This is a genomic window from Brevundimonas bacteroides DSM 4726 (assembly GCF_000701445.1).
In the GTDB taxonomy this organism is placed as follows: domain Bacteria; phylum Pseudomonadota; class Alphaproteobacteria; order Caulobacterales; family Caulobacteraceae; genus Brevundimonas; species Brevundimonas bacteroides.
In genome coordinates this window covers 285,584-305,800 of the sequence record NZ_JNIX01000009.1, presented here as the reverse complement: position 1 = coordinate 305,800, position 20,217 = coordinate 285,584, and the positions used below count along the sequence as shown (strand labels likewise).

The following is a 20,217-nucleotide window of genomic DNA, read 5'->3' as shown; positions in this document are numbered from 1 at the left end:
GTGACGACGTCCGGCTTTCGCCGGACGCCGCCGCCGCGTTACGGGGAAGGGGATCAGGCCGCCCGGCGCGGCTCGAAGGCGTTGGCCTGGAAGGCGGCGTCGACCGGGGTCTCGGCGATGTGATTGACGTAGTTCGAGATGGTCTTCAGGCCCACGCCCAGCACGACCTCCAGCACATTGCCCGCCGTATAGCCGGCCGCGATCAGGCGGTTGACGTCGGCGTCAGAGACCCAGCCGCGCTCGCGGACCACGCGGGTGGCGAAGTCACGCAGGGCCTCCAGCCTGGCGTCGGCGATCGGCCCGCCGTTGCGGACGGCCTGAATGACGGTCTGGTCCAGCTTCTGGCCCTGCGTGACCGTGGTGTGGGCGGCGACGCAGTAGTGGCAGGCGTTCTCGACGGAGGCGGCGATCAGGACGACCTCGCGCTCCAGCGGGGTCAGGCCCGACTTCTGGTAGGCGCCGGCGAGGGCCAGATAGCCCTCGATGACGGCCGGGCTCTCGGCGAACTCGCCGACCAGGTTCGGCACGATGCCGAAGGCGGCCTTGGCGCCGGCGATGAAGGGGCGCGAGGCCTCCGGGGCGGTTTCCACGGTGTGGATGGGGAACTGGGTCATGGCGGTTTCCTTTCGGTTCGGGCGGCGCAGCAGCGCGTCGTCGAGGGGGAAGGTGCGCCCAGATCGGTTCGCCCAGTAGCCGGGCAGATCGGCTTTGACTTATGCGGTGGACGCATGAAATGACGCGGCATGGACCGCCTGTCCGCCCTTCGCCTGTTCGTCCGAGCCGTCGAAAGCGGCAGCTTCTCGCGCGCCGGGCGGGACGTCGGCCTGTCGCAGTCCGCCACCAGCCGCGCGATTGCGGGGCTCGAGGCCGAGCTTGGGGCGCGGCTGCTGTTGCGGACCACGCGGCGGCTGTCTGTCACCGAGGCGGGGCAGCGGGTCTATGAGCAGGCGCTGCGGCTGCTGGAGGAGGACGCGGCCCTCGTCGAAGCGGCGGCCGGGGCGGATCGTGAGCCGATCGGACGGCTGAGGGTGTCGACTTCGGTGGCTTTCGCCACGGCTGAGGTGGCCCCGCATGTGGATGGCTTCCTGCGTGAATGGCCTCGTCTGAGGCTCGATCTCGCGGCGACGGACGCGCGCATCGACGCGGTGGCGGAAGGGGTGGATCTGATCCTGCGGCTTGGCTCGCTGACCGACAGCAGCCTGACGGGACGAAGGCTCGGGGCTTATGAGCGGTGGCTGGTCGCGGCACCGGAGGTGGCGGCGTCGCTGGACCCGGAGGCGCCGATGGCCGAGCGGCTGAGGGAGCGATGCGTGGTCTTTTCCGGGACCAGCCTGGCGCAGAAGTGGCGGCTGGAGGGCCCCGACGACGCGGTCGAGCTTGAGCCCTCGGGACCCCTAAGCGCCTCGGCCGGCGCGGTTGTTCTTGGCCTCGCTGAGGCAGGGGCCGGTGTGGCGCTTATGCCGTCTTTCGCCGTGCGAGACGCCGTCGCAGAGGGACGGCTGGCGCGGGTGGCGCCGGCATGGTCGGGCCCGACCATGCCGCTGACGGCGCTGTGGACCCATCGCGACTTGCCGAGAAAGGCGCGGCTGTTCCTCGATCACGTCACGCCGCGCCTGAGGCTGGACCAGCGATGACCGTTCGGTTGGACGTGCTGTTGGTCACGCGCGGCCTGGTCGCGAGCCGGGCGCGCGCCAAGGCGGCCATCGAGGCGGGCGGGGTCACCGTTGATGGGCGACCGGCCACCAAGGCCTCCGAAATCGTGGCCGAGGACGATGTCGTGACCGTGGAGGAGCCTCATCCGTGGGTCGGGCGCGGGGCGCTGAAGCTGGTTGAGGCCTTGGACCGCTGGGCGATCCCTGTCTTGGGCCGGACGGTGCTGGACGTGGGCGCCTCGACGGGCGGCTTCACCGAGGTCTGTCTCAGCCGGGGCGCGACGCGGGTCTATGCGGTCGATGTCGGCTCCGGCCAGCTGCATCCGCGTGTGGCGTCCGATGCGCGGGTGATCAATCTGGAGCGCACCGATGCGCGGATTCTGTCGCGCGCGCTGATGCCGGATGCGCCCGATCTGATCGTCTGCGACGCCAGCTTCATCAGCCTCATCAAGGTGCTGCCTGCCGCTCTCGAACTGGCGGCGGAGACCGCCGATCTGGTCGCCCTCGTCAAGCCCCAGTTCGAGGCGGACGGCCCCCAAGCGATCGGCAAGGGTGGCATCGTCAAGGACGCTCACGCCCGCGTCGCTTCGGTCGGACGGGTCTCGGCCTGGCTGGAAACCGCAGGCTGGAGCGTTCGAGCAACCGCCGATAGCCCCATCCTCGGCGGCGACGGCAATGTCGAGTATTTGCTTTGGGCGAGCTGTCGCTCAATGGGCCAGTCGCCGCGCGGCGAGCGCTAGCGACCCCCAAAAAAGCAACCGCCGGCGGATTGCTCCGCCGGCGGCGCCTGTCACGATCCCGATCGACAGGGGGGCTGAAAACTAACCGGGACCGCGAACCCTCAAGCGATCAGCGCGGCAGCCAGCCCCGGCGCGGATCGTAGTAGTAGAAGCCGTCGGCCGAGACCTCGTAGCCGTTCTCGTAGCGGCGGCCGTCGCGGCGGTTGTCATAGCGACCGTAGTTGCGGTCGTCGTAGCCGCCGGAATAGGCGCGGTCGTTGTAGCGATCGTAGCCGTAGGCCCGATCGTCGCGCGAGCGGCAGTTGTCGTTGGAGGCTCGACCGACCTGCGAGCCGATCACTGCGCCGAGCACGCCGCCGATGATGGAGCCTTCTGTGCGGTTGCCACGGCCCGCGATCTGGGAGCCCGCCACCGCGCCGATACCGCCGCCGATCAGGGCACCCGCGCCGGTCCGGCCCTGACCGAGGGTGCGGCAGCGGTCGTAGGATTGACCGTAGCCATTGTTGTAGCCGTAAGGCTGGCTGTAGCCGTTGTTGTGATAGCCGTTGCCGTAGCCATACGATTGGGCCGTGGCGGCGGGGGCCAGGGCCATGGCACCGACCAGGGCGGCGGCGACGGCGGCGGGCTTGGCGAACTTGCGGGTCATGGGAAGCTCTCCCCTGTTCCGACACCGGGACATCCGGCGTCTGTTGAGAGCGGTTCTAGAGCCCGCAACCTGAACCGGCTTTGATCGGGGCGTTCATCTTCGTTTATGTTTCGCGGGCGGGCCGGGCGGGCTAGAGACCGGCGATGACGACGATCCTGACGATCGCCCGCGTGGCCGGGCAGGGCGACGGTGTGGCCGAGACGCCCGCCGGGCCGGTGTTCGCGCCCCTGACCCTGCCGGGCGAGGTGGTGCGGGGCGAGGTGCGGGACGGGCGGCTGGAGGGCGGCGAGCTCGTCGAGGCCAGTCCGGATCGGGTGACGCCGGTTTCGGCCCATTACGGCGACTGTGGCGGGTGTTCGCTGCAGCATTGGGCGAGCGGGCCGTATCTGGCGTGGAAGCGGGAGCAGGTCGTCGCCGCCCTGGCGCGGGAGCGGATCGAGACGGAGGTCGAGGCGACCGTGGCCGTGCCCGCCGGGACGCGGCGGCGGCTGGCGTTACATGCGCGAAGGCTCGCGGACGGGCGGGTCGTGCTTGGGTTCAAGGCGCGCAAGTCCTGGCGGCTGGTCGAGGTCCGCGAATGTCCGGTCGCCGATCCCCGGCTGGTGCGGGCGCTTCCGGCGCTGGCGAAGGTCGCGGCAGCCTTTCTGGAGCATCCGAAGTCGGCGCCGACGCTGCATGTGACCTGGACGCTGGATGGGCTGGACGTCGATGTGACGGGGGTGGAGCGGCGCTCGGGCGGGCTGTCGGCGGACCGACGGGCGCAGGCCGTGCGGGCGGCGGCGGAAGCCGAGCTGGCGCGGCTGTCGCTGGCGGGGGAGACGCTGGTGATGGCGCGGCAGCCTCGCGTGGCGTTTGGGCCGGCGACCGTGCCCTTGCCGGCGGGCGGGTTCCTGCAGGCCGTGCCGGAGGCGGAGACGGCGATGGTTTCGCGGGCGGTGGACGCGGTGCGGGGGGCGAAGAAGGTCGCCGACCTGTTCTGCGGGGCGGGGACGTTCACCTTTCCGCTGGCGACCGTGGCGAGCGTGGTCGCGGCCGATGCTTCGGCGGCAGGCATTGCGGCGCTGAAGGCTGGCATCGCGACGGCGTCGGGCATCAAGCCGATCACGGCCGAGGCGCGGGATTTGTTCCGCAGGCCGCTGACGCCGTTCGACCTGAAGGGATGCGAAGCCATCGTGTTCGATCCGCCGCGGGCCGGGGCCATCGAGCAGACGGCGCAGATCGGAGGGACGAAGGCGGGCGTCCTGGTGGGCGTGTCGTGCAATCCGGTGACGTTTGCGCGGGATGCGCGAGTGCTGATCGACGCGGGCTTTCGGCTGGAGCGGGTGACGCCGGTCGACCAGTTCCTGTGGTCCAGCCATGTCGAGCTGGTCGGGGTGTTCCGGAGATGACGATGGACGAGCGAGAGCCGGACTTCGGCGAGGATGGCGGCGGGTTCGACGTCGACGACTGGCGGCGGCTGGCGCCGTTCACCGGTCGGGTGGCGATGCTGGACGATGTCCAGGCCAAGCGGGCGGTGTTCGCCCTGAGCGACACGGAGGACGCCCGGCCGATCGAGATGGAGCTGCCCCAGCCGGTGATCTGGTGGGACGAGGACGGCGAGCAGGCGGCGATCGCGGTGCAGGCCGAGCGCCATGTCGGGCCCGACGATGAGGAGATGGAGGTTCTGGGCCTGATCCTGCCGGACGGGGAGGGGGTGGTGGCCCTGATGGAGGACGTCGATCTTGTGGACGACACCGATCCGACGTGGCGGGCGCTGGTGGAAGGCGCGGTCTGAGCCGTCAGGCGAACAGCTCCAGCTGGGGCCGGGCGTCGGCGGGGACGCGGAACTTCGTGACGTCGAGGTCGTGGCGAGGGCCGTCCAGGCCGTAGCGCTTGATCGCGGCCTTGAAGCGGGCGCCGATCAGGTCGGCGACGGGGCCGGAGCCCTTCATGCGCTGGGACCAGTCGGGATCGTAGTCCTTGCCCCCTCGCGTCTGGCGGACCAGGGACATGACGCGGGCGGCGCGGTCGGGCCGGGCGTCGGCCAGCCACTCGCGGAACAGGTCCTTGATCTCCAGCGGCAGGCGGAGCGTCACGTACATGGCGGTCGTGGCGCCGGCCTTGGCGGCTGCTTCCAGCACGGCTTCCAGTTCGTGGTCGTTCAGGCCGGGGATGACAGGGGCGAATCCCACGCCGACCGGAACGCCCGCCTCGGCGAGGCGGCTTATGGCCTCCAGACGTCTTGCGGGCGTCGAGGCGCGGGGCTCCATGGCGCGGGCGAGCTTGCGATCCAGCGTCGTGATCGAGACGAAGGCGCTGGCCAGACGGTCGCGGCCCATCGGCCCAAGGATGTCCACATCGCGGGTGATCAGATTGGATTTGGTGATGATGGAGAAGGGCTGTTTGAATCGGCGGCAGACCTCGAGGATGCCCCGCGTGGATTTCAGTTCGCGCTCGACCGGCTGGTACGGGTCGGTGTTGCCGCCGATGTGGATGCGCTTGCAGACGTAGCGGCGGGCCGAGAGCTCCTGTTCCAGGAGACGCGGGGCCTCGGGCTTGAAGAAGATCCGGCTCTCGAAATCCAGGCCCGGGGATAGGCCCATCCAGGCATGGGACGGACGGGCGTAGCAGTAGATGCATCCATGTTCGCAGCCTTTGTAGGGGTTGATGGACCGGTCGAAGCCAATGTCCGGACTGGTGTTTTTCGCGATGATCGTCCGGGCGTGTTCGGGCGTCAGGGCGGTGCGGATCTGGGCCGCCGGTTCGTCGTCGGAGGTCCAGCCGTCGTCGAAGGCCTCGGTCGTGGTGGGTTCGTACCGCCCCGTGGCGTTGGAGCAGGCGCCTCGGCCTTTCGTCGGCAAGGGGGTGGGGGACATGAGATCAGGATAGCGGGAAAACGGAACAAAGCAAGAACAGTCTGCCGTGATCGCACACGCCTCATCGTTCTTCCGCTGTGAACGGGATGGGGAAGCGACGGAGCCTGGGCGGTCGCCCGGAACCGATGGGGCCCCCTGCTTTCGCGTTACGGGGACCAGAGATGTTTTTCGGCTCGCGCCGAGGCTCCGTCGCGATCGGTGCTCGTGAGCAGTCGGACGCGGGCTTCGTGCGACCTGTCGGGTTTGTGTCTTGTCGACCCCGAACCTTTGCGCCGCTTAGACCCTTTTCCAACCGAGGCCCACGGCGGGCGGAGGGTCTCAGGTCCCTCCGGGCTCCGCGGTTTCAGCCCCGCGGACAATCCCGCGCCGCCCCGACCCGATGTCCACAGTCCCAGCCTCCAGCCGGAAAAGGGAGCGTGGCCGTGAACGACGCGCTGTGACAGCCGGTCGCCCGGCCATCCCCCGCTTCGATCGCGCCCCGTCGCGCGTCCGGGTCCTGGGCCCAGGACGCCTTCCCCTCGCGACGGGACGGGGCCGATTTTAAGGGGACTGGATATGAGGGCGCGTTCGCGGGCTCTCAAAGGCGACGGGCGCTGGATTCGTTGAGGAAATCCGGGCGAGTTTGGATGATTGAGAAAAATGGCATGCGACTTCCCTTCTCCCCTTGCGGGAGAAGGTGGCCGAGCGCAGCGAGGTCGGATGAGGGGTGACACGCGACGGCGCCGGCGAACCATCGACCGCGCCAGATATTCCGCTCACCGAGTTTCACCCCTCATCCGTCAGCCTTCGGCTGCCACCCCTCCTCGGATCGCATGCGATCCTTCGCCGACCCGCAAGGGGAGAAGGACATGAAGCGTGAGCCGACAGTTGGACAAGCTTCGCCTTCTTGGAGAAGGGCTACGTCTTTACCGTCGCCCTTTTCTTCGCCATCGCCTTTTTTGCCCCAGCCGCCTTCTTCGCCGCAGGCTTCTTGGCGGCGCCGGCTTTCTTCGCCGGAGCCTTCTTGCCCTGGGCGGGGGCGGCGGCGGCGCGGGCGGCGAGGAGAGGCAGCGCGATCTCGAGCGTCATGTCCTCAGGGGCCGTGCCCTTGGGGATCGTGGCGTTGACCTTGCCGGACTTCACATAGGGGCCGAAGCGGCCGGCCATGACGTGGACGGGTTCGCCCGTTTCCGGGTGGGCGCCCAGGTCCTTCAGCGGGGCGGTCGCGGCACCGCGCCCCTTGAAGCCGCCCGCGCGTTTCTCGGCGAGCAGCACGACCGCGCGATTCAGGCCGATCTCGAAAACCTCTTCGATATCCGCGACATTGGCGTAGGTCCCGGCATGGAGGATGAAGGGACCGTAGCGGCCGAGGCCCGCCGTGATGGGCTTGCCGTCCTCGGGGTGGTCGCCGACGGGCCGGGGCAGGGACAGCAGGCGCGAGGCCTGTTCCAGCGTCAGGGTCGCGGGCGACCAGCCCTTGGGAAGGGAGGAGCGCTTGGGCTTGTCCTCGCCGGGTACGGGCGTTTCGACATAGGGGCCGAAGCGGCCGATCTTAAGTGACACCGGCTGGCCGGTTTCCGGATCGACGCCCAGGTCGCGGTCGCCGCCGGTCTCCTCGCCCGCATTTTCGCCCGCGCCGAAGCCGCGCGTGTAGCGGCAGTCCGGATAGCGCGAGCAGCCGATGAAGGATGACTTCATCTTGAAGCTGGCCTTCAGGTGCAGCCGGCCCTGTTTGCACAGCGGGCACAGGCGCGGATCCGACCTATCGCCCTTGTCAGGGAACAGGAAGGGGCCGATGGCGGTGTCGAGCTCGTCGATCACGCCCTGGCGTTCCAGCACGGTGGCGGTCGCGGGCTTCAGCTTGGACCAGAAGTCGCGCAGCAGCGCCTTCCAGTCCATGTCGCCGGCCGAGACCTCGTCCAGCTGGGTCTCCAGCGCAGCGGTGAAGTCGTACTCGACCCACTGGCCGAAGAACTGCTCCAGGAAGGCGGTGACCAGGCGGCCGTTGTCCTCAGGGATGAAGCGGTTCTTGTCCATGCGGACATAGCCGCGGTCGCGCAGCGTCGTCAGGATGGAGGCATAGGTCGAGGGTCGGCCGATGCCGAGCTCCTCGAGCTTCTTGACCAGCGTCGCTTCCGAATAGCGCGGGGGCGGCTCGGTGAAATGTTGTTCGGAACGAATGGCTTCGACCTTGGCCTTGGCGCCTTCTTTCAGGGCGGGGAGGCGGGCCGTGTCGTCGTCTTCCTCGGATTCGGCGCCCTTCTGCTTCTCGTCGCGGCCTTCCTCATAGACGGCGAGGAAGCCGTCGAAGGTAACGACCTGGCCGGTGGCGCGCAGGCCGGTCTGGCCGTCGGGCGTCTCGATCTCGACCGTCGTGCGGTCCAGGCGCGCGGCCTCCATCTGGGAGGCCACCATGCGCTTCCAGATCAGTTCGTAGAGGCGCTGGAGGTCGGATTCGAGGCGCAGGCTCTCGGGGCGGCGCGCGATGTTGGTCGGCCGGATCGCCTCGTGCGCCTCCTGAGCATTCTTGGCCTTGGACTTGTAATACTTGGGTTCCGCCGGGACGAAGGCCGGGCCGAAGACCTCGCCGATGACCTCGCGGGCCTGGGCGATGCCTTCGGGCGTGGTCTGGACGCCGTCGGTCCGCATGTAGGTGATCAGGCCGCCCGTTTCGTCGACGCCTTCGTACAGCTTCTGGGCCGCGCGCATGGTGCGCTGGGCGTCGAAGCCGAGCTTCCTCGCCGCCTCCTGTTGCAGGGTTGAGGTGGTGAAGGGCGGCGAGGGGAAGCGGCGGACCGGCTTCTTCTCGATCGACCTGATGGTGAAGTCGCCGGTCTGGATGGCGGCGCGGGCGGCGTTCGCGGTCGACTCGTCCTTTATGTCGAGGCGCTGGACGCGCTTGCCGGCGTGCTTGACCAGGCGGGCGGTGAAGGGCGGGCTGTCGGCGGCGAGGTCGGCCTCGATCGACCAGTATTCCTGGGGCCGGAAGCGTTCGATCTCAAGCTCGCGGTCGACGACGATGCGCAGCGCCACGGACTGGACGCGGCCGGCCGAGCGGGCGCCGGGGAGCTTCCTCCACAGCACGGGCGAAAGGGTGAAGCCGACCAGATAGTCGAGCGCGCGGCGCGCCAGGTAGGCCTCGACCAGCTCCATGTCGATCTGGCGCGGGGCGGCCATGGCGTCGAGCACGGCGGACTTGGTGATGGCGTTGAAGGTAACGCGCTCGACCGGAGTGTCCTTGAGCGCGCGCTTCTTGTTCAGCACATCCAGCACGTGCCAGCTGATCGCCTCGCCCTCGCGGTCGGGGTCGGTGGCCAGGATCAGGCGGTCGGCGCGCTTGGCGGCCTCGGCGATCTCGGACATCCGCTTGGAGGCCTTGGGATCGACCTCCCAGTCCATGGCGAAATCCTCGTCCGGCTTGACCGAGCCGTCCCTGGAAGGGAGGTCGCGGATGTGGCCGTAGGAGGCGAGCACCTCGTAGCCCGAGCCGAGGTATTTGTTGATGGTCTTGGCCTTGGCGGGGCTCTCGACGATGACGAGATTCATTACGGCTCAGTCTGAGGGGAGGGGCGGCGAACGTGGTTGGGCAGGCGGCGTCTGTCAATCGGACGAGACAATTCGCCTTATGGTTGCCAAACAGGCTTAAGTTGTGGTCATCTGCGGCGTCACCCCAGCGAAGGGCCTCGCCATGACCATTCCGTCCCAGTCCATCGACCGGTCGAAGTCGCACCGGCCCGAGGAGAGCGAGCGTCGCGAGTACCCAGTGCGAGAGTACATCGGCGCGATGGCCGTCGAGCTGGCGCAGATGGCGCGGTGGGATGGCGACGAGGACCTGGGGCTGTTGCTGGATGCGGCGGCGGCGAGGGCAGCCGGAACGGCTCCGGCCTTGCGGGTGGACCTGGACCCGGTCGCCCGGCGCCACATAGCCTAAGTTGAAGCGAGAGCGCCGGGGAGCAGGGTGGCGCGGCCCATAAGGCTGAGCTCCAGCAGGGCGGCGGCGACGTCGGCAACGGGGACGTTGAGCGCACGGGCGATCTCGTCGCGCGGCGTCGGCGTAGGCGACAGCAGGGCGGCGACGCGGTCGAGGAAGGCCGCGTCGGGCTCTCCGTCGGGGGCGCAGGCGTCGAAAGGATTGTCGACGGGCGGCTCGGCGAGGGTGCGCAGGGTCTCCAGGCCGCGAATCACGTCGTCTATGCCCTCGCAGATGTGAGCCCCCTGACGCAGGAGCTCGTTGGGGCCCTTGGAGCGCGGGTCCAGCGGCGAGCCTGGGACGGCGAAGACCTCTCGGCCCTGTTCATTGGCGAGGCGGGCGGTGATGAGGGAGCCGGACCGGATCTCGGCCTCGACCACGATGACGCCGCGTGACAGGCCCGAGATGATACGGTTGCGGCGCGGGAAGTCGCGGGCCTGGGCGCGGGCGCCCATGGGGCTTTCTGAGACGACGGCGCCCTGGTCGACGATCTGGTCGTAGAGGGCGGCGTTGTCGGGCGGATAGACGTCGTCCACGCCGCCGCCGAGGACGGCGACCGTCCCAGTCGGGAGCGATCCGGCGTGGGCGGCGGCGTCGATGCCGCGCGCCAGGCCAGAGACGACGACGAAGCCGACCTCGCCGAGCTGCTGGGCCAGACCGCGGGCGATGCGCTGGCCGCCGGCGGAGGCGATGCGGGCGCCGACGATGGCGACGGAGTCCTTGGCCAGCAGGCTGGCGTCGCCTCGGACCCAGAGGACGGGCGGGGGCGGGTCGAGCGCGGCGAGCCGTGGCGGGTGCTCTGGGTCGCCCAGAACGATGAGGCGGGCGCCGATGCGGTCGGCGGCGGCGAGTTCGGCCTCGATGCGCTCGACCGGCGGGAGGGCGAAGCCGTGGCCGCCGCCCTTCCTGACGAGGTCGGGCAGGGCGTCGAGCGCGCGCTCGGCCGAGCTGAAGCGTTGGAGGAGCTGGCGGAAGGAGACGGGGCCGACGCGGTCGGTGCGGGCGAGCCGCAGCCGGGCGAACCGCTCGGCCGGGCTGAGGCTCATGCCTTCTTCGCGGCGCCGATGCGGGGCTCGGCCCCCTTGAGCAGGCGGGCGATGTTCTCGTGGTGACGGACCCAGATCAGGGCGGCGGTGAAGATCGCCAGGACGAGGATCGGTTGCTCAGCGGGGAGGCCCAGCGCCGGAAGGGGCAGAAGGGCGTAGATGGGCGCGGCGGCCGACGCGACCAGGGCGGCGAGCGAGGAGTAGCGCAGGGCGAAGGCGACGATCAGCCAGGTGGCTCCGGCCATCAGCCCCAGCGGCCAGGCGGCGGCGATCAGCAGGCCGAAGAAGGTGGCGACGCCCTTGCCGCCCTTGAAGCCGAGCCAGACGGGGAAGAGGTGGCCGAGGAAGGCCGCGCCGCCCGCGATGGCGCCGGCGACCTCGGAACCGAACAGCTGGCGCGCGATCAGCAGGGCGACCGCGCCCTTGCCGGCGTCCAGCAAAAGGGTGGCGAGCGCCAGGTCCTTGCGGCCGGTGCGGAGCACATTGGTCGCGCCGATGTTGCCCGAGCCGATCTTGCGCACGTCGCCGGCCCCGGCGGCGCGGGTGATCAGGACGCCGAACGGGATCGAGCCCAGCAGATATCCGCCCACGGCGATAGCCGCGAGGGTTCCGAGCGCCGGGCCCACTAGGTCTTGCAACTGATTCGCTCCCGCCAGACGTGCATCGTCAGAATGCGGCGCGGCTGTCGTCGCGGCAAGGGCGGTGGAGGGTTCCGGCGGCGCGCTGTGGCCGTTAAGAGACGCCTCCGCCCGCCCTGGAGACCTCCATGATCCGTCTGTTCGCCACGACCGCCGTCGCCGCACTGCTGGCCTCGGGCTGCGCCGCCACGCCTGTGCGGCCAGAGGCGGATCCGACGCCCGCGCTCGCGGCCTTCTTCGACTGCGTGCGCGAGACGGGCGGGGTGATGGTGTCGGCGCATCGGGCGCAGTCGGCGGACGACCAGCCGGAGAACTCGATCCAAGCGATCGAGGCGACCGGGCGGGCCATTCCCGGCGCGATCGTGGAGATCGACGCGGCCCTGACGGCGGACGGGCGGCTGGTGCTGATGCACGACGAGACGCTGGAGCGGACGACGACGGGCGCGGGGCGGGTGGCGGAGCTGACGTTCGAACAGGTGCGGGCGGCGCGGCTGGAGGCGACGGACGGGACGGTGATCGACGCGCCGCCCCCGACGTTGGCGGAGGCGCTGGACGCGGCGGGGCGGGCGGGGGTGATCGCTTCCATCGACCTGAAGCCGGCGGATGAGGCCGCGACGCTGGCCTTGGCGCGGCGGGTGATCGAGGAGGTGCGGGCCGTGGTGGCTGAGGATCGCGTGATCCTGATCACCTATTCGCCGGAGACTGCGCGCGCGGTGGCGGAGATGGCGCCGGAGATGATGATCTCGGCGGGTCTGAACGATGCCGAGGGACTGGAGGGGCTGATCCCGGCGCAGATTCTGGCGTGGACGGGCACGCGGGAGCCGCGGCCGGCGCTGTGGCAGGCGCTGGCGGAGCGGGGTGTGGAAGCGCAGTTCGGGACGCTCGGCGCGCCGAGGCGGCGGCTGGACGACCGCTATGCCGAGGACGGGGATGTGTCCGAGTATCGGGACCTGTTCGAGCAGGGCGCGGTTGTGATTGCGACGGACGCGCCGCTGGCGGTCAGGAGCGTGCTGCGGGCGGAGCTGGCGGCGGCAGAACGCTGCCGGATGTTACCGGAGTAATCCGGTTACTCCGTTGCTGGCTGGCCGGGTGAGATTTCGGCCATAAGTTCCTCCCAGCGAGCTTCGTCCAAGCTTTCGCCCAAACCGCTCAGTTCGGCGGCAACAGCCGGGTCGTTCATCAGTTCTGCCATGGCGACACGGCCGACAACCTCGAAGCTCGTCGCGATGGTAGCCTCGCCTTCGTAGCGGATAGCGGCGATGGTCTCAGCCCGTCAGTCGTCGAGCAGCAGTCGCTGCATCAGCAGCGCTGTGGTGCGCGAATAGTTGGCACGCTGCTCCGTGGTCACACTGGCGAGACCAGCCACGTTCGGATTTGTCGACATCGCCGAAAACATCCACTGGGTGAATGCGACACGGTCCTCAGCCGAGGTTGATCTCACCAGGCACCGGCTGAGATCGTCGGCGTAGATGTCGGCAGATGCGGGCGTGGCTGCGCAGAACAACGCAGTGCCAAGCGCAGTGAGAATCGTACGCATGCTGACCTCCATACCGGACGGGCCGGAGTCTAGCGCAACCGGATGTTGATCACCACCACCGCTCGGGCTTGCCGACGCTGCCGGCCGCCTGTTCCAGCGCCGCGCCGACCTGGAAGACGGTGGCTTCGTCGAGCGCCTTGCCGATGACCTGGAGGCCGAGGGGGAGGCCGTTGGCGTCGAGGCCGGCGGGGACGCTGATGCCGGGCAGGCCCGCGAGGTTGGCGGTCACCGTGAAGACGTCGTTCAAGTACATCGTCACCGGGTCGATCTGCTTGTCGCCGAGCGCGAAGGCGGCCGAGGGCGTGGACGGTGTCAGGATGGCGTCCACCTGGCCCCAGACGTCGTCGAAGTCCTGGGCGATGCGCCGGCGGACCTTGAGCGCGCGGACGTAATAAGCGTCGTAGAAGCCGGCCGACAGCACATAGGCGCCGATGGTCAGGCGGCGCTGGACCTCCTTGCCGAAGCCCTCGGCACGGCTGGTCTCGTAGAGGTCAGTCAGCGACTTGGCCTCGGCCGCGCGGTGGCCGAAGCGCATGCCGTCGTAGCGGGCGAGGTTGGACGAGGCCTCGGCCGGGGCGACGATGTAGTAGGTCGGGAGCGCGTACTTGGTGTGGGGGAGCGAGATGTCGACGATCTCGCAGCCCGCGTCGCGCAGCCAGGCGACGCCCTGGTCCCACAGGGCCTGGATCTCGGCGGGCATCCCCTCGACGACGTATTCGCGCGGCACGCCGATGCGCAGGCCCTTGACCGACTGGCCGACCGACTGGGTCCAGTCCGGCGTCTCGACGTCGAGGCTGGTGGAGTCCTTCACGTCGAAGGAGCACATGGAGCGCAGCAGGATGGCGGCGTCCTCGACCGTCTTGGTGATCGGCCCGGCCTGATCCAGCGAGCTGGCGAAGGCGACCATGCCGTAGCGGCTGGCGCGGCCGTAGGTGGGCTTGATGCCGACGGTGCCGGTAAAGGCGGCGGGCTGGCGGATCGAGCCGCCTGTGTCGGACGCCGTGGCGGCCAGGCACAGGTCCGCCGCGACCGCCGACGCCGAGCCGCCCGAGCTGCCGCCTGGCGTCAGGTCGGCGTTGGAGCCCCTTGATTTCCAGGGGTTCTTGACCGGGCCGAAGGCCGACGTCTCGTTGGACGAGCCCATGGCGAACTCGTCCATGTTGAGCTTGCCCAGCATGACCGCCCCGTCGCGCCAGAGGTTGGCGGTGACGGTCGATTCATAGGGCGGGACGAATCCGCGCAGCATGTTGGAGCCAGCCGTCGTCTGGACGCCGTCGGTGCAGAACAAATCCTTGATGCCGAGCGGCGCGCCTTCCAGAGCGCCGGCGTCGCCCGAGGCGATACGAGCGTCGGACGCGCGGGCCATGTCGATCGCCTTGTCGGCCGTGATCTCGACGTAGGCGTTCAGCGTCGGATTGGCGGCCTCAATGGTCGAGACGAAGGCGCGGGTGATCTCCTCCGAGGAGAAGGCCTTGGATTTCAGGCCGTCGAGAGCGGCCTTGAGGGTCAGTTGGGTCAGGTCGAACATTCTATTCGACCACCTTGGGCACGACGTAGAAGCCGTCGGCGGACTTCGGCGCGTTGGACAGGACGGCGTCGACCTTGGCGCCGTCGGTGACGACGTCGTCGCGCAGGCGAAGTGGCTGGGCGACATTGGAGGTCATGGGCTCCACGCCGGTCACATCGACCTCCTGAAGCTGCTCGATCCAGGCCAGGATGCCGTTCAGCTCCCGGGCCAGGGGCTCCAGCCGGTCGTCAGGGGTCTTGATGCGGGCGAGGTGGGCGACCTTCCTCACCGTCTCGGCGTCGATGGCCACAGGGCCCTCCAGTCGATAGGGGTCAAGCGGGCGGGATTAGCCGCCCGTGCCGCGCCGCACAAGAAGGCCGTGTGGCTTGATCAGCGCCCCGGCGTCACGGTGACGGAAGAGGGCGGACCGCCCTCGGTCGGGGTCCACTGGACGATGATCTTGCTGACCTGAGTGTCGGCGGTCCCTGCCGCGTCGTTCCAGGTGCTCTGGCTGACCTCGAGATCGACGCGGTTCTGGCCCGTCGACAGCACCGTGTAGCTGTTGAAATCACCGAGGCGGTAGACCGCCCAGCCGTCGGCCGTCGACTGATAGACCGCCAGGTAGGTGTAGAGCCCGTTGATGGCGGGGTCGCCGCCCGCAGTGCCGAAAAGCTTGGCGTCCGTGTCGGGAATGGCGTCCAGCTGGACGACCGAGGCGGCATACTGAATGCCCTCGTCCTCGGCGCTCTCGGCGGTGAGCGGGGCCGGAGCGCCCGCGGGCGTGAGCGGCGCGGACTGAGGGGCGGCCGCCTCGGCGGGCGTCGCCGAGCCCGCAGGGGCGGCCGCGTCTGTGCCCGGTGCGGCTTCGCAGGCTCCGACCGACAAGCCGAACGCGACGGCGGCGACTGCGGTGATGGCGAAACGCGACATGGACCCCTCCAGATGGTGACGCTTGCACCCTGTCCTTTGACACGCCGAATGGCAACGCCTACGGCCCGCGCGTGCCCATACATGATCTGACAGACCTTCCTGCCGCCTGTCCGCCAGACACGGCGTGGATAGGACTGGATCTGGGCGATCAGACAATCGGGGTGGCGGTGTCGGACACCAGCCGCATGATCGCCAGTCCGCTGGAGCTGATCCGCAAGACGAAGTTCACCCAGGACGCCGAGGCACTATTCCGGTTGATGGACGGGCGGAGCGTGTCGGCGCTGGTGATCGGCCTGCCGATGAACATGGACGGGACCGAAGGCCCTCGCGCCCAGTCGTGCCGGGCTTTCGCGCGGAACCTGGAGCGGTTGCGACCCGTCAACGTTGCCTTCTGGGACGAGCGGCTGTCGACCAGCGCGGTCGAGCGGTTCCTGATCGACGAACTGGACCTGAGCCGCAGGCGGCGGGCTGGCGTGGTCGACCGGACGGCGGCGGCGTGGATTCTTCAGGGCGCGCTGGATCGGCTGCGTCCATCGACATGACCGCCCTGCTCGCCGGGGTGGTGCCGGTCTTCGTGCTGATCGCCATCGGCTATGGCCTTCGGAAATCCGACTTCCTGCCGGATGCGGCGTGGCGGCCGATCGAGAAGCTGTCGATCCATCTGCTGTATCCGGGCTTTCTGATCCCGGCGATCTGGCATGCGGACATCTCGGGCGGCGGAGCGACGGCGGCGGGAGCCGCGGCGGTCAGCGCGGTGCTGATCATCTCGGCCGTGACGCTTCTGGCCCGGCCGCTGATGAAGATCGACGGGCCGGCCTACACCTCGGTGTTCCAGGGCGTGATCCGTTGGAACAGCTTCGTCTTCCTGCCGGTGATCCAGGCCGTCTATGGGCCGGACGGGCTGGCTCTGGCAGCGGTCGTGATCGGGGCGATGATCCCGGTGACGAATGTGCTTTGCGTGATCGTGCTGGTGCGGTGGGGGGCGGATCAGCGGGAGCTGTCGGCGCTGTCACTGGGCAAGGCGATCCTGTCCAACCCCATCCTGATCGCCTGCCTGATCGGGCTGGCGCTGAACCTGACGGGCGTGCCGAGGCTGGGCGGGATTTCCGAGACGCTTGAGCTGCTGGGCGGAGCCGCCCTGCCGCTGGGGCTGATCGTGGCCGGAGCGGGGCTGAGCTTCGCCGAGGTGGCGCGGCGCAAAGGCACGATCACGGCCGTGTCGATCGTCAAGCTGGTGATCACCCCGTTCCTGATGTGGGGGCTGTGCCGGCTATACGGCGGGTCGGACACGGCGCAGGGGATCGCGCTTCTGTGCGGGGCGGCCCCGGGGGCGGCCGCGTCGTACATCCTGGCGCGGCAGATGGGCGGGGACGCGCCTCTGATGGCCGGGATCGTGGCGTTGACGACGGTCGGCAGCGCGGCGGGCATCCCGATCCTGCTCGCCCTGTTCCATCTGGGGTGACGCGGTGACACGGATTTCTGCTCGCGCTACTCTTGATCGTGCAGATGCGGGGGAGGGGTTGATGGGTCTGTGGAGGTTCGGACTGGTCGTTGCGACCCTGGCGACGACGGTCGTGAATGCAGCGGCCGCCCAGACGGCCGATCCCGGCTTCTACCGCAACACCTATGTGGCCCGGACGGCCGTGAACGGCCTGTGCCTCGACGTTTCGGGCGGCCGGATGCAGCCGGGCGACGCCCTGATCATCTGGCCCTGCCACGGCGGAGCCAACCAGCGGCTTTATCCGGCTCCGGCAAACCCCTCGGACGTCGGACGGGGCGGCGCGCAGCTGGTCGTCGGAGGTCGGGATGGGAGGCTCTGTCTGGAATCGCCATCGTCGCCCGGCTCGCGGCCTTATCTGGCCGTCTGCAACGACGGCACGCGTCGGCAGTTCTGGCGTCAGGATCGCGCCGGGCGCAGCATCGTCAACGAATCCAGCAGCCTGTGTCTGGACGTCGAGGGCGGCCGAGGGGAGCAGGGAACAGCGGTCCTGACCTCCCCCTGCAACGGGCGCACCAATCAGCTGTGGACGTTCGAGAGGCGGTGACGCCTCTTTCCCTTCGACGGCATCTGCCTCTATAGGCGAGCTTCGATGACCAACGCCGCCGTCGCCGCCGACCTGATCGCTGACCGGCTGGTCCCGTTTCCGAAATCCCATTTCCTCGCGGCGGCCGACCTGAACCCGCCGTTCGTCTCGGCGCTGCTGGACTTGGGGGACGCCTTTGTCGAACTGAACCGGTCCTCCACCAAGGCGCTCGACCTGTTGCGCGGCCGGACGGTGCTGAACCTGTTCTTCGAAAACTCGACGCGGACGAGCTCTTCGTTCGAGATCGCAGCCAAGCGGCTGGGGGCCGACGTCGTGACCATGCCCGTCGGGGCCAGTTCGGTGAAGAAGGGTGAGACCCTGATCGACACCGCTGTGACGCTGAACGCCATGCGGCCGGACATCCTGGTGGTGCGGCACGGGGCGTCGGGGGCGGCGGCCTTGCTGAGCCAGAAAGTCGGGTGCGCGGTCGTGAACGCGGGCGACGGGCGCCATGAACATCCGACGCAGGCGCTGCTGGACCTGCTGAGCCTGAGGCGCGCGTTCGGGGACGTGGGCGGGCTGACGGTGGCGATCTGCGGCGACATCGCCCACAGCCGGGTGGCGCGGTCCAATGTGGCCCTGCTGTCGATGATGGGGGCGCGGGTGCGGCTGATCGGACCGCCGACGCTGGTGCCCGGTGACGCGGATCGCTGGGGCTGCGAGGTGTTCCACGACATGCGCGAGGGCCTGGCCGGCTGCGACGTCGTGATGATGCTGAGGCTGCAGCTGGAGCGGATGGACGGGGCGCTGATGCCGTCGACGCGCGAGTATTTCCGCTTTTGGGGGCTGGATCGTGAGAAGCTGGCCTGGGCCAGGGCCGGGGCGAAGGTGATGCATCCCGGGCCGATGAACCGAGGCGTCGAGATCGATTCCGACGTGGCCGACGACCTGTCGGTGTCGCTGATCCAGGATCAGGTCGAGATGGGCGTAGCGGCGCGGATGGCGGTGCTTGCGTCGCTGGCGATGCGGCTGGAGAGCGCGCGATGAGCCTGGCGGTCGTCAACGCGCGCCTGCTGGACCCGGCGTCGGATTACGACGGGCCGGGGGCGGTGCTGGTCGAGGACGGGGTGATCACCCTCGTCGAGCATGGCGGAGCGCCGATCCGGGGTGAGCAGGTCATCGACGCCGGTGGGCTGTGCCTGACGCCCGGGCTGATCGATATCCGGGTGCGCACAGGCGAGCCGGGGGCCGAGCCCAAGGAGACGCTGAAGTCGGCGAGCCTGGCCGCGGCGGCGGGCGGGGTGACGACCATCGTGGTGCAGCCGGACACGGACCCAGCTGTCGACGATCCGGCGATGGTCGACTTCATCCAGCGGCGCGGGGCGGCGCTGGGGCTCGTGAACGTCAGGGCGGCGGGCGCGGCGACGAAGGGCCGGGGCGGGAGCCGGATGGCCGAAATAGGCCTGATGCACGAGGCGGGCGCGCTCTATTTCACCGACGGGGACCATGTCATCGCCGACAGCCGGGTGCTGAGCCGCGTCATGAGCTATGCGACGGCGTTCAACGCCCTGATCGCGTGTCGGCCGGCCGATCCGTGGCTGTCGGAGGGGGCGGTGGCGACGTCGGGGGAGCTGGCGACGCGGCTGGGCCTGCCGTCAGCGCCCGCCATCGCCGAGCGCATTCAGCTGGAGCGGGACCTGGCGCTGGTCGAACAGACCGGGGTGCGGTTCCTGGTGGACCAGATCTCGACGGAAGGCGCGCTGGAGGTGCTGGCCCGCGCGCGCGGCCGGGGGCTGGAGGTCGCCGCCTCGGTGTCGATCAACCACCTGTGCTTCAACGAGGTGGACATCGGCGACTACCGCACCTTCTACCGGCTGGACCCGCCGCTCAGGCCCGAGAGCGACCGGCGGGCGCTGATCGAGGCGGTCCGGGACGGGCTGATCGAGGCCATCACCTCGGCCCATGCGCCCGCGCCCGCCGAGGACAAGCGGCGACCGTTCGCGGAGGCGGCGCCAGGGGCGGTGGGGCTGGAGACGTTGCTGCCCGCGGCGCTCACGCTGCATCACGAGGAGGGGATCGACCTGCTGGACGTGTTGCGCCCGCTGACCGAAGGACCGGCCAGCCTGCTGGGTCTGGAGGCCGGGCGGCTGGCGCCGGGGGCTCCGGCCGATCTGGTGCTGTTCGATCCGGGCGCGCCCGTGATCGTGGACGCCGACGCGCTGCGGTCCAAGTCGAAGAACTCGCCGTTCGACGGGCGGCGGCTGCAGGGCCGGGTGGCGCGGACGGTCGTCGCTGGACGGACCGTCCACGCCCTCTAGGCGATCAGGAAGCCGGGAGCGCCTTCAGGTCGGTGTCGATGGCGTCGATGGTCGCCTGGGTGATGGCGCCGCCCGACAGGGGCATGACCTGGGCCAGCGTCATGTCCTCGAACTGAGGCCGCATGGGGTGATTGGCGACGCCGGGCAGGTGCTTTTCCATGACAGCCGCGGTCTCAGGATTGGCGAGCAGGTCCTTGATCGAGCTGGTGATCGTCGGGCGAGCCGCGGCCGGGGCGGCGTGATTGGCGTGGTTGCCGTGGTTTGAATGGTCCTGGGCAGGCGCGGCCTGCTGGGCCACGGCGGCCGGGGCAATGGCGATGACGGTGGCGGCGAGAAGGAGGGACTTCATGGATCAGGCTCCGTTTGGGGAAGGCG

The 20,217-nt window shown here is 69.5% G+C and carries 22 protein-coding genes; 11 read left to right on the top strand and 11 right to left on the bottom strand.

Annotated elements, in window-relative coordinates:
- Positions 1 to 53: 53 nt before the first annotated feature.
- Positions 54 to 614: a carboxymuconolactone decarboxylase family protein gene (locus tag Q333_RS0108885; protein WP_029416396.1), complete on the bottom strand. Its 561-nt coding sequence runs from the start codon at positions 612 to 614 to the stop codon at positions 54 to 56.
- A gap of 129 nt (positions 615 to 743) precedes the next feature.
- Between Q333_RS0108885 and Q333_RS0108880 the strand changes: the two genes are divergently transcribed.
- Together Q333_RS0108880 and Q333_RS0108875 are read left to right on the top strand one after the other, a co-directional pair.
- Positions 744 to 1,634 carry a LysR family transcriptional regulator gene (locus Q333_RS0108880; RefSeq protein ID WP_029416395.1) on the top strand — a complete coding sequence of 297 codons (891 nt, stop codon included), beginning with the start codon at positions 744 to 746 and terminating at the stop codon, positions 1,632 to 1,634.
- Positions 1,631 to 2,392, top strand: a complete 762-nt coding sequence (locus tag Q333_RS0108875) for a TlyA family RNA methyltransferase (protein ID WP_029416394.1) — start codon at positions 1,631 to 1,633, stop codon at positions 2,390 to 2,392. The genes Q333_RS0108880 and Q333_RS0108875 overlap by 4 nt, the downstream gene beginning before the upstream one ends.
- Positions 2,393 to 2,501: 109 nt before the next feature.
- On the opposite strand, the gene Q333_RS0108870 is transcribed toward Q333_RS0108875, so the two are convergent.
- Positions 2,502 to 3,038 carry a glycine zipper 2TM domain-containing protein gene (locus Q333_RS0108870; RefSeq protein ID WP_051651208.1) on the bottom strand — a complete coding sequence of 179 codons (537 nt, stop codon included), beginning with the start codon at positions 3,036 to 3,038 and terminating at the stop codon, positions 2,502 to 2,504.
- 143 nt (positions 3,039 to 3,181) lie between these two features.
- Here Q333_RS0108870 and Q333_RS0108865 point away from each other — a divergent pair, with 143 nt between their 5' ends.
- Entirely contained in the window at positions 3,182 to 4,426 is a 1,245-nt protein-coding gene (locus tag Q333_RS0108865; RefSeq protein WP_029416392.1) for a class I SAM-dependent RNA methyltransferase, read from the top strand.
- Between the two features lie 2 nt (positions 4,427 to 4,428).
- On the top strand, positions 4,429 to 4,812 hold the full coding sequence (locus Q333_RS0108860; protein ID WP_029416391.1) for a hypothetical protein: 384 nt from the start codon (positions 4,429 to 4,431) through the stop codon (positions 4,810 to 4,812).
- Between the two features lie 4 nt (positions 4,813 to 4,816).
- Here Q333_RS0108860 and Q333_RS0108855 read toward each other — a convergent pair whose 3' ends face one another.
- Positions 4,817 to 5,893: a PA0069 family radical SAM protein gene (locus Q333_RS0108855; protein ID WP_029416390.1), complete on the bottom strand. Its 1,077-nt coding sequence runs from the start codon at positions 5,891 to 5,893 to the stop codon at positions 4,817 to 4,819.
- 897 nt (positions 5,894 to 6,790) lie between these two features.
- Entirely contained in the window at positions 6,791 to 9,418 is a 2,628-nt protein-coding gene (topA, locus tag Q333_RS0108850) for a type I DNA topoisomerase (RefSeq protein ID WP_029416389.1), read from the bottom strand.
- Between the two features lie 142 nt (positions 9,419 to 9,560).
- Here topA and Q333_RS0108845 point away from each other — a divergent pair, with 142 nt between their 5' ends.
- Positions 9,561 to 9,803: a hypothetical protein gene (locus tag Q333_RS0108845; protein ID WP_157072407.1), complete on the top strand. Its 243-nt coding sequence runs from the start codon at positions 9,561 to 9,563 to the stop codon at positions 9,801 to 9,803.
- On the opposite strand, the gene dprA is transcribed toward Q333_RS0108845, so the two are convergent.
- Together dprA and plsY are read right to left on the bottom strand one after the other, a co-directional pair.
- Positions 9,800 to 10,888 carry a DNA-processing protein DprA gene (dprA, locus tag Q333_RS0108840; protein WP_029416387.1) on the bottom strand — a complete coding sequence of 363 codons (1,089 nt, stop codon included), beginning with the start codon at positions 10,886 to 10,888 and terminating at the stop codon, positions 9,800 to 9,802. The genes Q333_RS0108845 and dprA overlap by 4 nt on opposite strands.
- On the bottom strand, positions 10,885 to 11,526 hold the full coding sequence (gene plsY, locus Q333_RS0108835; protein WP_029416386.1) for a glycerol-3-phosphate 1-O-acyltransferase PlsY: 642 nt from the start codon (positions 11,524 to 11,526) through the stop codon (positions 10,885 to 10,887). Before plsY ends, dprA begins: the two co-directional genes overlap by 4 nt.
- Positions 11,527 to 11,654: 128 nt before the next feature.
- Here plsY and Q333_RS0108830 point away from each other — a divergent pair, with 128 nt between their 5' ends.
- Positions 11,655 to 12,587, top strand: a complete 933-nt coding sequence (locus Q333_RS0108830; RefSeq protein WP_029416385.1) for a glycerophosphodiester phosphodiesterase family protein — start codon at positions 11,655 to 11,657, stop codon at positions 12,585 to 12,587.
- A gap of 212 nt (positions 12,588 to 12,799) precedes the next feature.
- On the opposite strand, the gene Q333_RS16960 is transcribed toward Q333_RS0108830, so the two are convergent.
- From Q333_RS16960 to Q333_RS0108810, 4 genes are all read right to left on the bottom strand, one after another.
- Positions 12,800 to 13,063, bottom strand: a complete 264-nt coding sequence (locus Q333_RS16960; protein ID WP_157072406.1) for a hypothetical protein — start codon at positions 13,061 to 13,063, stop codon at positions 12,800 to 12,802.
- 49 nt (positions 13,064 to 13,112) lie between these two features.
- Positions 13,113 to 14,591 carry an Asp-tRNA(Asn)/Glu-tRNA(Gln) amidotransferase subunit GatA gene (gene gatA / locus Q333_RS0108820; protein ID WP_029416384.1) on the bottom strand — a complete coding sequence of 493 codons (1,479 nt, stop codon included), beginning with the start codon at positions 14,589 to 14,591 and terminating at the stop codon, positions 13,113 to 13,115.
- 1 nt (position 14,592) lies between these two features.
- Positions 14,593 to 14,880: an Asp-tRNA(Asn)/Glu-tRNA(Gln) amidotransferase subunit GatC gene (gene gatC / locus Q333_RS0108815; protein ID WP_029416383.1), complete on the bottom strand. Its 288-nt coding sequence runs from the start codon at positions 14,878 to 14,880 to the stop codon at positions 14,593 to 14,595.
- A gap of 80 nt (positions 14,881 to 14,960) precedes the next feature.
- Positions 14,961 to 15,500 carry a hypothetical protein gene (locus Q333_RS0108810; protein ID WP_029416382.1) on the bottom strand — a complete coding sequence of 180 codons (540 nt, stop codon included), beginning with the start codon at positions 15,498 to 15,500 and terminating at the stop codon, positions 14,961 to 14,963.
- 71 nt (positions 15,501 to 15,571) lie between these two features.
- Here Q333_RS0108810 and ruvX point away from each other — a divergent pair, with 71 nt between their 5' ends.
- The 5 genes from ruvX (at position 15,572) to pyrC (ending at position 19,842) form a co-directional block, all read left to right on the top strand.
- Entirely contained in the window at positions 15,572 to 16,042 is a 471-nt protein-coding gene (gene ruvX / locus Q333_RS0108805; protein ID WP_029416381.1) for a Holliday junction resolvase RuvX, read from the top strand.
- Positions 16,039 to 16,962 carry an AEC family transporter gene (locus Q333_RS0108800; protein WP_029416380.1) on the top strand — a complete coding sequence of 308 codons (924 nt, stop codon included), beginning with the start codon at positions 16,039 to 16,041 and terminating at the stop codon, positions 16,960 to 16,962. The genes ruvX and Q333_RS0108800 overlap by 4 nt, the downstream gene beginning before the upstream one ends.
- Positions 16,963 to 17,023: 61 nt before the next feature.
- Entirely contained in the window at positions 17,024 to 17,545 is a 522-nt protein-coding gene (locus Q333_RS0108795; RefSeq protein WP_029416379.1) for an RICIN domain-containing protein, read from the top strand.
- A 45-nt stretch (positions 17,546 to 17,590) separates the two neighbouring features.
- A complete protein-coding gene (locus tag Q333_RS0108790) occupies positions 17,591 to 18,571 on the top strand; it encodes an aspartate carbamoyltransferase catalytic subunit (protein ID WP_029416378.1) in 981 nt (326 codons plus the stop codon).
- A complete protein-coding gene (gene pyrC, locus Q333_RS0108785; protein WP_029416377.1) occupies positions 18,568 to 19,842 on the top strand; it encodes a dihydroorotase in 1,275 nt (424 codons plus the stop codon). The genes Q333_RS0108790 and pyrC overlap by 4 nt, the downstream gene beginning before the upstream one ends.
- A gap of 4 nt (positions 19,843 to 19,846) precedes the next feature.
- On the opposite strand, the gene Q333_RS16955 is transcribed toward pyrC, so the two are convergent.
- Entirely contained in the window at positions 19,847 to 20,191 is a 345-nt protein-coding gene (locus Q333_RS16955; protein ID WP_051651205.1) for a hypothetical protein, read from the bottom strand.
- Positions 20,192 to 20,217: the final 26 nt, after the last annotated feature.